General features: G+C 73.4%; 11 protein-coding genes. 8 read left to right on the plus strand and 3 right to left on the minus strand.

The window, feature by feature from the left end:
* Positions 1–8: 8 nt before the first annotated feature.
* The 4 genes from DEJ08_RS14625 (at position 9) to DEJ08_RS14640 (ending at position 4,915) form a co-directional block, all read left to right on the plus strand.
* Entirely contained in the window at positions 9–557 is a 549-nt protein-coding gene (locus tag DEJ08_RS14625; protein ID WP_111055084.1) for a dihydrofolate reductase family protein, read from the plus strand.
* A 103-nt stretch (positions 558–660) separates the two neighbouring features.
* Entirely contained in the window at positions 661–1,959 is a 1,299-nt protein-coding gene (locus tag DEJ08_RS14630; protein WP_071406544.1) for an NAD(P)/FAD-dependent oxidoreductase, read from the plus strand.
* Positions 1,960–2,392: 433 nt separating this feature from the next.
* Positions 2,393–3,637: an acyltransferase family protein gene (locus DEJ08_RS14635; RefSeq protein WP_111055085.1), complete on the plus strand. Its 1,245-nt coding sequence runs from the start codon at positions 2,393–2,395 to the stop codon at positions 3,635–3,637.
* 84 nt (positions 3,638–3,721) lie between these two features.
* Positions 3,722–4,915: an FAD-dependent oxidoreductase gene (locus DEJ08_RS14640; RefSeq protein ID WP_258367192.1), complete on the plus strand. Its 1,194-nt coding sequence runs from the start codon at positions 3,722–3,724 to the stop codon at positions 4,913–4,915.
* Positions 4,916–4,980: 65 nt separating this feature from the next.
* Here DEJ08_RS14640 and DEJ08_RS14645 read toward each other — a convergent pair whose 3' ends face one another.
* The 3 genes from DEJ08_RS14645 to DEJ08_RS14655 form a co-directional block, all read right to left on the minus strand.
* Positions 4,981–5,850: a UbiA family prenyltransferase gene (locus DEJ08_RS14645; protein ID WP_111055086.1), complete on the minus strand. Its 870-nt coding sequence runs from the start codon at positions 5,848–5,850 to the stop codon at positions 4,981–4,983.
* A 42-nt stretch (positions 5,851–5,892) separates the two neighbouring features.
* Positions 5,893–7,479 (minus strand): long-chain-fatty-acid--CoA ligase, encoded by a 1,587-nt coding sequence (locus DEJ08_RS14650; protein WP_111055111.1) that lies wholly within the window; start codon positions 7,477–7,479, stop codon positions 5,893–5,895.
* Between the two features lie 97 nt (positions 7,480–7,576).
* Positions 7,577–8,482: a DMT family transporter gene (locus tag DEJ08_RS14655; protein ID WP_084741473.1), complete on the minus strand. Its 906-nt coding sequence runs from the start codon at positions 8,480–8,482 to the stop codon at positions 7,577–7,579.
* A gap of 71 nt (positions 8,483–8,553) precedes the next feature.
* On the opposite strand from DEJ08_RS14655, the gene DEJ08_RS14660 reads away from it, so the two are divergent.
* From DEJ08_RS14660 to DEJ08_RS14675, 4 genes are all read left to right on the plus strand, one after another.
* Complete coding sequence (locus DEJ08_RS14660; protein WP_071406548.1) at positions 8,554–9,402, plus strand: LysR family transcriptional regulator; 849 nt, start codon at positions 8,554–8,556, stop codon at positions 9,400–9,402.
* Between the two features lie 76 nt (positions 9,403–9,478).
* The gene (locus DEJ08_RS14665) at positions 9,479–10,693 is read left to right on the plus strand and encodes a sensor histidine kinase (protein ID WP_111055087.1); all 1,215 of its coding nucleotides are present in this window, start codon (positions 9,479–9,481) and stop codon (positions 10,691–10,693) included.
* Positions 10,681–11,415 carry a response regulator transcription factor gene (locus DEJ08_RS14670; RefSeq protein ID WP_111055088.1) on the plus strand — a complete coding sequence of 245 codons (735 nt, stop codon included), beginning with the start codon at positions 10,681–10,683 and terminating at the stop codon, positions 11,413–11,415. Before DEJ08_RS14665 ends, DEJ08_RS14670 begins: the two co-directional genes overlap by 13 nt.
* Positions 11,416–11,484: 69 nt before the next feature.
* Entirely contained in the window at positions 11,485–12,297 is an 813-nt protein-coding gene (locus tag DEJ08_RS14675) for a fructosamine kinase family protein (protein ID WP_111055089.1), read from the plus strand.
* Positions 12,298–12,335 lie beyond the last annotated feature (38 nt).

Consider the following 12,335-nt stretch of genomic DNA (forward strand, 5'->3'; position numbering starts at 1 on the left):
TCCGTCCCATGCGGAAGACCACTGCCGGTCTGTTCACGTCGGTCGACGGCGTCGTGCAGGACCCCTACGAGTTCCAGTACGACAGCTTCGACGACGAGCTCGGCGCGGCCATGGGTGCCTTCATGGCCCGCACCGACGCCGTGCTGCTCGGCCGGAACAGCTACCTCGAGTGGTCCGAGTGGTGGCCAGCCCACCCGGAGGACCCCTTCGGGCAGTGGATCAACCCGATCGAGAAGCACGTGGCCTCCACCACGCTCGGCGACGACCTGACCTGGCAGAACAGCACGCTGATCCCGGGCGACGTCCCCGCGTTCGTCCGCGACCTGCAGCAGCGCGACGGGGCGGACATCGCCGTGTGCGGCAGTGTCACGCTCGTCCGCAGCCTGCTGTTCGCCGGGGTCCTCGACGAACTGCAGCTCATGATCCACCCGGCGATCGCCGGCCGTGGCCGGCGACTGTTCGAACCGACCGATCCGCCCACGCGCCTGCGTCTGGTCGACAGCACCGTGACGAGCAAGGGGAACGTGCTGAACACCTACGGGCGGTTCGACGCCTGACGGACGTACCACGGGCCTCCCGGCCTCTGCCCGTCATGCGCCCTGGCAAACCGCGCGTACCCTCGTGGGTGACCATCCGCACCCGAGGAACACCGGAGCAAGCATGACCCAGGACACCCGCCCGCACGTCGTCATCGTCGGCGGTGGATTCGCCGGTGTGGCCGCCATGCGCGAGCTCGCTGACGCGCCGGTCCGGGTGACCCTGGTCGACCGTCACGTCTACAACATGTTCCAGCCCCTGATGTACCAGGTGGCGACGGGCGGCCTGAACGCCGGCGACGTGACCTACTTCCTGCGCTCGCTCCGGGCCCGCCAGTCGAACGCCGAGTTCCGTCACGGCCTGCTCACCGGCATCCGCACCGACGAGCGCATCGCCGAGATGTCCGACGGTGAGCACCTGCACTACGACTACCTGATCCTCGCCAACGGCGTGAACACGAGCTACTTCGGCACCCCCGGTGCGTACGAGTACGCGTACTCGATGTACTCCCGCTCGCAGGCACTCCGCATCCGCGACGAGCTGTTCACCCGGCTCGAAGAAGCGGCGGCCAACCAGGGCCCCGACGAGATCCGCATCGTGATCGTCGGTGGCGGTGCGACCGGCGTCGAGATGGCCGGCGCGCTCGCCGAGCTCCGCGACCAGGCACTCGTCGGCGCGTACCCGGAGATCGAACGCGGCAACATCTCGATCACGCTCGTGCATCGCAGCGGCGAGCTCCTCAAGCCGTTCGCCCCGCGCCTGCGCCGCTACGCCGCCAAGGTGCTCCGCAAGCGCGGTGTCGTGCTGCGGCTGAACACCGGCGTCTCCGAGGTCAAGCGCGACGGCGTGATGACCGCCGACGGCGAGTTCATCCCCGCGTCGCAGGTGATCTGGGCGACCGGTGTCGCCGCCCACAAGGAGGTCTCCGGATGGGGCCTGCCGCAGACCCACGGTGGCCGCATCCAGGTGAACGACGACCTGAGCGTGAAGGGCGCCGAGCGGATCTTCTCCGCCGGTGACATCGCCGCGCAGGACGACGCCCTCGCCCAGCTCGCCCAGCCCGCGCTCCAGGGCGGACGGCACTCGGCGCGGCAGATCGTGCGCCTGCTCGAGGGCAAGGCCACCGAGCGCTTCAAGTACTTCGACAAGGGCACCATGGCGACGATCGGCACGAACGCCGCAGTCGCCCAGCTGCGCGGCGGGATCACGATGGTCGGCCCGGTCGCCTGGCTCGCCTGGGTGTTCGTGCACATCACGAGCCTGCTCGGCGCCGGCAACCGGATGTCGACCCTGACGCACTTCTTCGTCCGCTACGTGTGGTTCATGCGGAAGCGCTCGATCCCGATCGTCGGCGACGTGCGCCCGGTGCGCCCGAACGGCGACCGCGAGCCGGACCCCTGGCAGCTGCAGAAGGCCGAGTAGCCGCGCGCGGTCGCTCGCACGCTCGCTTCGTGAGCAGGAACGGTCGGGTCCGCACGTCGGACCCGACCGTTCCTGCTCACGGTGTGCGTGCGGTGGACGCGGGGCGCGACGGCCTGGAGGCGCGGTGCGGGCCGGCCACGGGCCTCCCGGCCGGCGCGTGGTGCGCGGGGCTGGCGCCGACGCATGGTGCGGACCGCGGGGCCGGCCGACGCGGAACGACCATGTCGCTGTCGTACGACAGCGACATCGTCGCTGCGCGCGCTTCGCAACAGCGCGCGCGTGCAAGGAACGACGTTGTCGACGTCGTGCGACGTCGACACTGTCGTTCTGCGTCGGCCCGAACGAGCCTGACGCCCCCGCTCGTTGAGACTCCTCTTACCCGCGAGGAGGACCCTGGTCGGCGACACGCAACCGAGCAGCGCGGGGAGGGACCATGGCGACGACCACGCTGACCCACGCGCCGACGCAGGCGCAGCCACAGCACCACACGGCCGCCCCGGAGCGCTCCGGAGCGGGGACGCAGCAGGCTCCGCCACCCCCGCTGACGCACCGCGCACCCGCGCTCGACGGACTCCGGACCCTCGCCATCCTGGTCGTCGTCCTGTACCACCTGCACGTGCCGCAGTTCGAGGGCGGCTTCATCGGCGTGACGGTGTTCTTCGTGCTGTCCGGCTTCCTCATCACGACGCTGCTGCTCGGCGAACGGCGTCGTACCGGGCGGGTGCGCCTCGGGACGTTCTGGGTGAAGCGGCTGCTCCGCCTCTACCCGGCACTGCTCGCGTTCGTCGTCGTCGGGCTCCTGCTCTGGAACTGGGTCGGTGACTACAAGGGCGCTTCGCTGCAGTCCGGCGAAGCGGCGCTCATCGCGCTGACCTACACGGGCAACCTGTTCCGCGCCTTCTGGGACACCTCGCAGGGCGTGTTCGCGCACACGTGGAGCCTGTCGATGGAGGAGCAGTTCTACCTGGTGTGGCCGCCGGTCCTGGTCCTGCTCGCCGCACTCCGGGTCCGCCGTCGTTGGCTCCTGGCGGGGCTCGGGGTCCTGGTCATCGGGGCTTCGGCGGCGTCGTGGGTGAGCTACCGCAGCCCGAGCGGCGGTGCCACCCCGGACGTCTACTTCTCGCCCGTGCTCGGTGTCGTGCCGCTCGCGATCGGCTGCGGACTGGCCCTGGTGCTCGACGACGAACGGGTGCGCGTGCGGGCCGCCGGAGTCCTCGGACACGTGGCGACCTGGCTCGGTCTCCTGCTGCTGGTCGGGGTGCTGCTCTGGATCGACGATGACTGGACGCAGCACGCGTCGACGTTCGGCATCGTGCTCCCGCTGACCGGGCTGATCGCGGCGGTGGCGATCGGCGGGCTGGTCTCGGTCCGCTCCCCCGTGTCCGCCGCCCTGGCCTGGACGCCGGTGTCGTGGTTCGGCCGCCGGGTGTCGTACTCGGCGTACCTCTGGCACCCGCTGGTGATCGCGCTGCTCGGCACCTTCGCGATCGGCCCCTGGGGCTCGGTCGGCCTGGTCGGCGCGGTGGTGATCGTGTCGATCGGTGCCGCCTACGCCGTCGAGGTGCCCGTCGAGCGCTTCCGCGCACGGGTCCGAGCGGGTCGCAGTGCCGCCGCACCGGCGACCCCGCCCGCGCTCGCGCCCGCGCACGCGCCCGCGCCCGCGCAGCGCATCGAGTGAGCAGAACACGTCGAGTACGGCCCGCTGACCCGACGTCTTCTGCTCACTGAACGCCGCGGCGATCGGTCACCGTAGGCTCGCCCCGTGCCCATCGAACGCGTCGACGTCCTCGTCGTCGGCGGCGGCCCCGTCGGACTGTTCCTGGCGGCACTCCTGGCGGCGCAGGGCGTCGACGTCCGGGTGTGGGAAAGCCGAGTCGTGCCGCCGACCGGTTCGCGGGCCATCGGCATCCACCCACCGTCCCTCGACGCGTTCGCCGCGATCGGCCTGGACACCGCCGTGCTCGCCGAGGCGTCACTGGTGCACGCCGGCGTGGCCCGGAGCCGCGGTCGGACCCTCGGGACCCTGCGCTTCGACCGCGCGTCGCCGACCCACCCGTACGTGGCCACCCTCGACCAGCACCGCACCGAGTCCCTGCTCCGAGACCGGCTCCGGGCCAGCGCACCGAGCGCCCTGCGGACCGGGACCACCCTGACGGCGCTGTCCCGGCACCCGGACCACGTCGACGCCACCGGGACCGGACCGGACGGCGACACCGTGACGATCCGTGCGGCCTTCGTCGTCGGGGCCGACGGTGCCCGGAGCGCCGTCCGCGACCTGCTCGGCATCGGCACCACCGGCCGGGAGTACCCGGACCGCTACGTGATGGGCGACTTCGCCGATCCCGAGACACCGTCGGCCCGGTCGGCCGCGCTGGTCGACGTGGGCCCGGACGGGGTGGTCGAGTCCTTCCCGCTGCCGGGTGCGCGGCGTCGGTACGTCGCCCTGGTGCCGGACGACGACGCGTTCGCCTCGGCCGAGGGCAGCTGGACGGGCACGCCGGACCCCGCGGTCGTCGCACGCCTGGCCGCACTCGTCGCCGAGCGCACCGGCGTCGTCCCCGACCCCGCGACCTGCTCGATGACCAGCGGCTTCCGGGTGCGCCGCCGCACCGCCGACCGCGTGGGCGTCGGCCGAGCCGTGCTCGTCGGGGACGCCGCCCACGAGATCAGTCCGATCGGCGGGCAGGGCATGAACCTGGGGTGGCTCGACGCCGCCGAGCTCGCGCCGCTGCTCGCCGGAGCGGTCCGCACCGGCACGGCCGGGCCGTGGCCGGGCTACGCCGCCCGCCGCCAGGCAGCCGCCCGCCGCGCGGCTCGGCAGGCCGAGGCGAACATGGCACTGGGCCGTCCGCTCGGCCCAGTCACGGCGACCGGCCGAGAGGCGCTGCTCCGGACCGCCCTGTCCCTGCCGACCGCGCACGGCTTGGCCCGGCTCTACGCGATGCGCTGGGCCTGACGGCTCGCGTCCGGCGCACAGGCGCAATCGCGCAGTCGCGCAGTCGCGCAGTCTGTTCCGCGTCGTCAGGCGACGAGTCGCGCGCCCGCGAAGCCGAGCTCGACGACGAGCACGAGGGACGACGCGATGACCAGCCGGAACAGGGTGCGTGAAGCCCGTCCTGCGAGCACCAACCGGACGCCGACGACGGCGAGCACCGCCACCACGACGGCACCGAGGACCGCGAGCACGACCCCGAGCCCCTGCACGGGGTCGTCGCCGAGCACCTGTCCGCCGAGCACCAGCGCTGCAGCGACGACGAGCGAGGCGAACGCGACGATCCCCGCGCCCCGGAGCCCGAGCCGGTGCGGGAAGCCCCGCACCCCGGTGGCGGCGTCGTCGACCAGGTCGGGCAGCACGTTGGTGCAGTGGATCGCGATCCCGAAGACGGCCCCCGTGGCGATCGCCCACCACGCCGGCCACTGTCCCTCGGGCCCGGCCGCGACGGACACGACGGGCAGCAGCCCGAAGGCGACGACGAACGGCGCCACCGACCACACCGAACGCTTCAGCCCGGCGTCGTAGGCCCACCCGGCGGCGACGAGCACGAGGTGCGCGACCGCGGCGACCGGCCCCAGGAACAGCGAGAGCACCACGGCGATCCCGGCGGTGGCGTAGGCGGCGGTGCGGACGGTGCCGACGGCGATGAGGCCGCGGGCGACGGGCTTGTCGCTCCGCCCGACGGCCCGGTCGCGGTCCGCGTCGATCCAGTCGTTCGCCAGCCCGATGGACAGCTGCCCGGCGACGACCGTCAGCGCCACCAGCACCACGAGCCACACGGGGTGCCCCACGGCGGCGGCGATCACCGCGGCGAGGACGGTCACGGTGACCGTGGGTCCGGGGTGGGACGACGCGAACAGCAGACGCGCGGTCGACGGGGTGCGGCTGGCGGTCACCCGGTCAGCGTACGGATCGCCCCTGCGCGGTCGTGGGGCGGATCACGGAACCGCCGTCACCTCGACGCTGAAGCGGTCGACGAGCTCACGCTTGAGCACCTTGCCGCTCGGGCCGAGCGGCAAGGCCTCGAGGACGTGCACCACCCGGGGGTACTTGTACGCGGCGATCTCGGCGGCGACGAAGTCGACCAGGACCTGCGGCTCGACGGACGCGCCGGCGTGCAGGACCACCGCGGCCTCGACCTCCTGCCCGTGCACCGCGTGCGGCACCCCGAACACCGCGGCCATCGCGACGTCGGGGTGCGTGGCGAGGACCTCCTCGACCTGCCGCGGGTACACGTTGTAGCCGTTGCGGATGATCATGTCCTTCGTGCGGTCGACGATCGTCAGGTACCCGTCGTCGTCCTTCGTGCCCAGGTCACCGGTGCGGAACCACCCGTCGACGATGGCCTCGGCGGTGTCCTCGGGCCGGTCGAGGTACCCGTTCATCAGGTTGTGGCCGCGGATCACGAGTTCCCCGATCTCGCCGTGCGGCAGCATGACGATCGCGTCGCGGACCTCGGGGTCGGCGATCTCGACGTCGATGCCCCACACCGCGGTGCCGATGGTGCCGGGCCGCGGCGGTTGCCCGACGTGGTTGAAGGTGGCGACCGGCGAGGTCTCGGTCAGCCCGTACCCCTCGTGGATCGGCGCGTCGAAGACCTGCTGGAACCGCTCGAGCACCGCCAGCGGGAGCGAGGCCCCGCCGGAGATCGCGTACCGGAGCGTCGGCCGGGCCTCGGACCGGGTCGCCGCGTCGAGCAGCGCCATGTACATCGTCGGGACGCCCATGAAGATGCCGCAGCCGTGCTCGACCATCGCGGCGAGCGCCGTGTCACCGTCGAACTTCGGCAGCATGACGAGCGTCGCGCCGGTCCGGAACCCGGTGTTCATCGTGCAGGTCTGCCCGAACGTGTGGAACAGCGGCAGGGCGCCGAGCAGGACGTCCCCGCGGTGCATGTCGAACGTCGTCATCAGGTTGGTGTTGACCTGTTCGAGCAGCGCGAAGTGCGAGCCCTCGGCACCCTTGGGCTGGCCGGTGGTGCCGCTCGTGTACAGGATCGTGGCGGTGTCGAACGGGTGCCGCGGCACGTAGGTGTCGAGCGGTTCGCTCTGCGCGGCCAGGGCCTCGAGCCGGTCGGGGCCGGCCGCGGACCCGTCGTCGGTCGTCGCCGGCGCGAGCACGGTCACGACGTCGACCCCGGCGAGCTCGGCACCGGCGGCGCCCTCGCCGAGCAGCGGGGCAGCACAGACGAGCAGCGTCGCGCCGCTGTCGCGCAGGACGTACTCGATCTCGCGGCGCTTCAGCAGCGCGTGCACGGGCACGGCCACCGCGCCGAGGGCCAGCGTGGCGTAGTACACGCGGGGGAAGTCCGCGACGTTCGGCACGAGCATCGCCACCTTCGACCCCTCGGTCACGCCCCGCGCGCGGAGTGCCCCGGCGTAGGCCAGGGTCTGCGCCCACAGCTCGGCGTAGGTGGTGCGGACGTCGCCCACGATGACGGCGACGTCGTCCGGGTAGCGTGCCGCCGACTCGGCGAGGATCGCTGCGACCGACGCGGTCGCGCGGGTGGTGTGGGTGTCGTGCATGCCGGTCTCCGTCTTCGTCGACGACCTCGTCGTCGTCACCGCCGATCCTACGGCTCGACCCGGCGGACCGGTCAGGCAGGCTCGACCCGTGCCCGTGTTAGGCGGCGGACGCCGCAGGTTCCCGCCGGCGCACGAGCACCCCGGACGCCAAGGCGATCCCGAGCAGGACGACGAGTCCGCCGACGGGCTCGTTCCACCGCACCCGCTCCCCCAGCACGAGCACGCCGAGCGCCACCCCGACCACCGGCGTCAGGTACGTGACGGTGGAGGCGCGACCAGCGCCCCACGCCTGCACGAGCCGGGTGTTCCAGGCGTAGGCCAGCCCCGTGCCGACGCAACCGAGTGCGATCATCGCGGCCACGATCCTCCCGTCCAGCTGCACCGGACCGGTCGCGATGACGGGCGCGACCAGCAGGAGCATCCCGGAGGCCAGCGTCAGCTGGACCGTCGCCAGCGTGACCGGGTCGTACACGCTCGCCACGGCGACCCGGCGCAGGTAGGCGAGCCCGATGCCGTAGGACGCGGTCATGCCGAGCAGCGCGACCTGCCCCGGCACGCTCGCCAGGACCTCCGGGTCGGTCAGGACGTCCCACGGGCCGACCAGCACGAGCACCCCGACGATCCCGAGCACGATCCCGAGCACCTGCCGTCCGCGCAGCCGTTCGGACGGCACGAGCACCGCGAGCGCGGCCAGCGTCATGATCGGCGTCGTCGCGTTGTAGATGCTCGCGAGCCCGGACGGCACCGTCTGCTCGGCCCACGCCATCAGCGACGACGGCACCGCGTTGAGGAAGACCGCGACGACCGCCAGGTGCGCCCAGGTCCGCGGCTCCCGGGGCCACCGGCGACGGGTCGCCAGGAGCACCACGACCAGCGTGACCCCACCGAGCACGGTCCGCACGGTGGCGACCTGCTGCGGGGCGAGACCGTCGAGTCCGATCTTCGCGAAGAGGAAGCTCGATCCCCAGGTCAGTGCGACGAGGGCGTAGAGGAGGGCGTTCACGTGGCCTAGTGTCGGACCACCGGGTGACATGCGGCAAACGCATGTCGCTCATGCCGCCATGAGGAGAACGCATGACCGTCTCGGTCCAGCAACTGCGCGCGTTCGTCGCCACGCTCGACGCCGGGTCCTTCACCGCGGCGGCCGCCGCGCTGGGCGTCGGCCAGTCCGCGGTGTCCCACGCCGTCGCCGGGCTCGAACGCGAGGTCGGCGGCCCCGTGGTGCGCCGCGGCACGGTCGCCGCCGCCACACCGCTGGGCGACCGCCTGCTGGCCCACGCCCGCAGCGTGCTCGCCTCGGTCGAAGCCCTGGAGGCGGTGGTCCGGCCCGCCACGGCGCGCGGCACCGTGCGCCTCGCCGCCGTCCCCACCGTCTGCCAGGGCCTGCTGCCGCGGCTCCGCGAGCTGTGGGCGGTGACCCTGCCGGACGTCGACGTGCAGGTCTACGAGGGGGACGACGACGAGATGCCGGAGTGGCTCGAGGCCGGCACCGTCGACGCCGCCGTGCTCGTCGACCCCTCGCCGGTGCCCGACGGCGGCGTGGTCGTGGCGCGGGACGAGATGGCCGCCGTGATCCGCCGCGACCACCCCCTCGCCGAACTGCCCGCGCTCACCCTCGACGACCTGCACGAGGACGGTCTGGTGGCGGGCGGCGGTGGCTGCGAGTACCAGATCCAGAAGCTCCACGAACTCGACGGCCGGCCGTTCCGGTACGCCCACCGGGTGCGGGAGATGAGCACGATGTTCGGGATGATCCAGCGGGGCGAGGGTGTGTCGATCGTGCCGACCCTGGGCCGCGGGATGCTGCCGCCCGACCTCGTGATGATCCCGATGGCCCGGCGGCTCGAACGGACCCTGGTGCTGAGCGGGCCGTCGTCCCGTGCGTGGCACCCGTTGGCGCGGGCCCTGGTGGACGCGGTCTGAGACACGGGGCACCCCGACCGCCGACCTCCGACCTTCGGCGGATCCGCTCGTCGACCCGGCTCCCTAGGCTCGGGGCATGACCTCGACCACGCTCCCCGCCGTGCCGCTCGGGCAGCGTGTGTGGTCCCAGACCTGGCGTGTCGCCGTCGCGGCCCTGACCGGGCTGCTCACCGCGGGGCTCGTGTGGCCGACGATGGACACCGCTGGGTGGAGCGACCTGCACGTCGGCGCACTGATCCTCGGCGATGTGGGTGCCGGTCTGGCCGCCCTCGTCCTCCTGCCGTTCCGGCACCGGGCACCGTTGCTGATCACGGTCGTCATCGCTGCACTCAGCTCGGTCTCGACCCTGGCGGTCGGGGCGGCCGCGATCGCCACGGTGTCGCTCGCCACCCGGCGCCGGGCCGTCGAGCTCGCCGTCGCCGGTGCGGTGCTGCTCGGTGCCACGGTGCTCTACGACGTCGTCCTGGCGCCCGCGGCCGACGACATGCCGCTCTGGCAGATCTTGGTCGCGGGCGTCGTCGGCATCGCCCTGCTCGTGGTCATCGGCATCGCGATCGGGCAGCGCCGGGCGCTCCTGCTGTCCCTGCGCGAGCGCGCGGCCCTGCTCGAACGCGACCAGCAGCTGCGCGAGGACCGTGCCCGCGAGCAGGAGCGCGCCCACATCGCCCGCGAGATGCACGACGTCCTGGGCCACCGGCTGTCCCTGGTCGCGCTGCACGCCGGCGCGCTCGAGTACCGCGGCCCGGGGCTCACCCCCGACGAGACCGCCGCGGCGGCCGGGGTCGTGCGGGCCGAGGCGCACTCCGCGCTGACCGACCTGCGCGACGTCCTCGGGGTGTTGCGCGACCCCGCGGCGAACGGCGGCGATGAGGTGACCGGCACCGCGCCTCCGCAGCCGACGCTCGTCGACCTGCCCGACCTGCTCGACCAGGCGCGTTCCGGCGGTGCGACCGTCCGGGCGCGCGTCGACGCCGACGGCGCGGCGGTACCGACGGCAGTCGGCCGGCACGCCTACCGGATCGTGCAGGAGTCGCTGACGAACGCCCGTCGGCACGCCCCGGGAGCGCCCGTCGACGTCGTCGTCGAGACCGTCCCCGGCCCGGCGATCCGGGTGGTGGTATCGAACACGCTGGTCGACGGACCTGCGCACTCGGACACGTCCGGGCACAGGGCCGGGCACGGCCTGCGCGGGCTCGCCGAACGCGCCCGTCTCGTCGGCGGGAGCTTCCGCGCCGGCAGCGACGACGGACGCGTGCACGTGGTCGAGGCGGTGCTGCCGTGGACCCCGTGACCGCTCCCGTCCGCGTCGTCCTGGTCGACGACGACCAGCTCGTGCGCGTCGGGCTCCGCATGCTGCTCAGCGGCGACGACGGCCTGGTGGTCGTGGGCGAGGCGGGCGACGGGCTCGAGGCCGAAGGCGTCATCGCGTCGACCGCGCCCGACGTCGTGCTCATGGACATCCGGATGCCCCGGTGCGACGGGCTCGTCGCCACCGAACGCGAACTGCGCCGCCGACCCGACCTGGCCGTCCTGGTGCTGACGACCTTCGAGGGGGACGACCTCGTGCTCGGAGCGCTGCAGGCCGGCGCACGTGGGTTCCTGCTCAAGGACACCCCGCCGCACGAACTCGTGCAGGCCGTGCGGACCGTCGCGGCCGGGCGCTCGATCCTGTCCCCGTCCGTGCTCGACCGGGTCATCGCGTTCGCGGCCGGATCCCGCTCGGGCCAGGCGGCCGGTGGTCCGGGCGGCGCACCGGCCGGGCCACCGGTCGATGCCGCTGCGGACGACACCGAGGCACGCCGCCTGCTCGCCCTGCTGACCGAGCGGGAGCGGGAGGTCGCACTCGCCGTGGCGAACGGGGCGTCCAACGCGCAGATCGCCGCCGACCTGTACGTCGGCCTGGCCACCGTGAAGACGCACGTCGGGCACGTGTACGAGAAGTTCGGCGTCGAGAACCGGGTGCAGCTGGCGCTCGTGGTGCACGCGGCCCGGCGGGGAGAGCCGAGCGCGTGACCGGGGCGCCGGGTCGTCGGGTGATCGTCGGCTGAACGGTCGACGGTGCCCCCTCGGCAGGATGGGCCGATGGCCGAGACGCACGTGAAGACGTTCACCACCGCGGACGAAGCGGCAGCCGAAGCCGCCGGACTCGCCTGGCTCGCCGAGGCCGAGGACACCGGAGGCACCCGCATCGCCCGCGTGCTCGGGCGCCCGACCCCGACCGTGCTCGACCTCGAGCTGATCTCCGACGGCTCCCCCACCGCCGCCCAGGCCGAGCGGTTCGGCCGGTCCCTCGCACACACCCACGCCGCCGGTGCCGACCACTGGGGTGCACCGCCCGCCGGCTGGACCCGCGGTGCGGCGCTGCGGATGGGCCGCTCGCGCACGCCGTTCGTCACGGCCGAGCAGGCACCGGCGACCTGGGGCGAGTTCTTCGCCGAGTACCGGATCCGCGACTTCGTCCGCCGCATCGTCGATGCCGGCGGGTTCGACCACGCCGAGGCCGCCGTGCTCGAGCGGGTCGCCTCGCGCGTGGAGGACGGCACACTCGGGTCGCCCCAGCCCGCGCTCGTCGGGGACCGACCCGCGCGTCTGCACGGCGACCTGTGGGCCGGCAACGTCCTCTGGCCGACGGACTCGTCCGAACCGACCGGCGCCGTGCTCATCGACCCGATCGCGCACGGCGGGCACGCGGAGACCGACCTGGCACTGCTCGGGCTGTTCGGGCTGCCCCGGCTCGAGACGGTGCTCGCCGCCTACGACCGGGAGTCACGGCTGGCCGACGGCTGGCAGGAGCGCGTCGAACTCCACCAGCTCGCGCCGCTGCTGCTGCACGTGTTCCTGTTCGGCGGCTCGTACACCGGGGCAGCACTCCGGGCAGCGCGGCGGTACGCCTGACCCCTCGCACCGTGCGGCCTCGCTCACCCCGTGCGAGG

This window comes from Curtobacterium sp. MCLR17_054 (assembly GCF_003234335.2).
Taxonomy (GTDB): Bacteria; Actinomycetota; Actinomycetes; order Actinomycetales; family Microbacteriaceae; genus Curtobacterium; species Curtobacterium flaccumfaciens.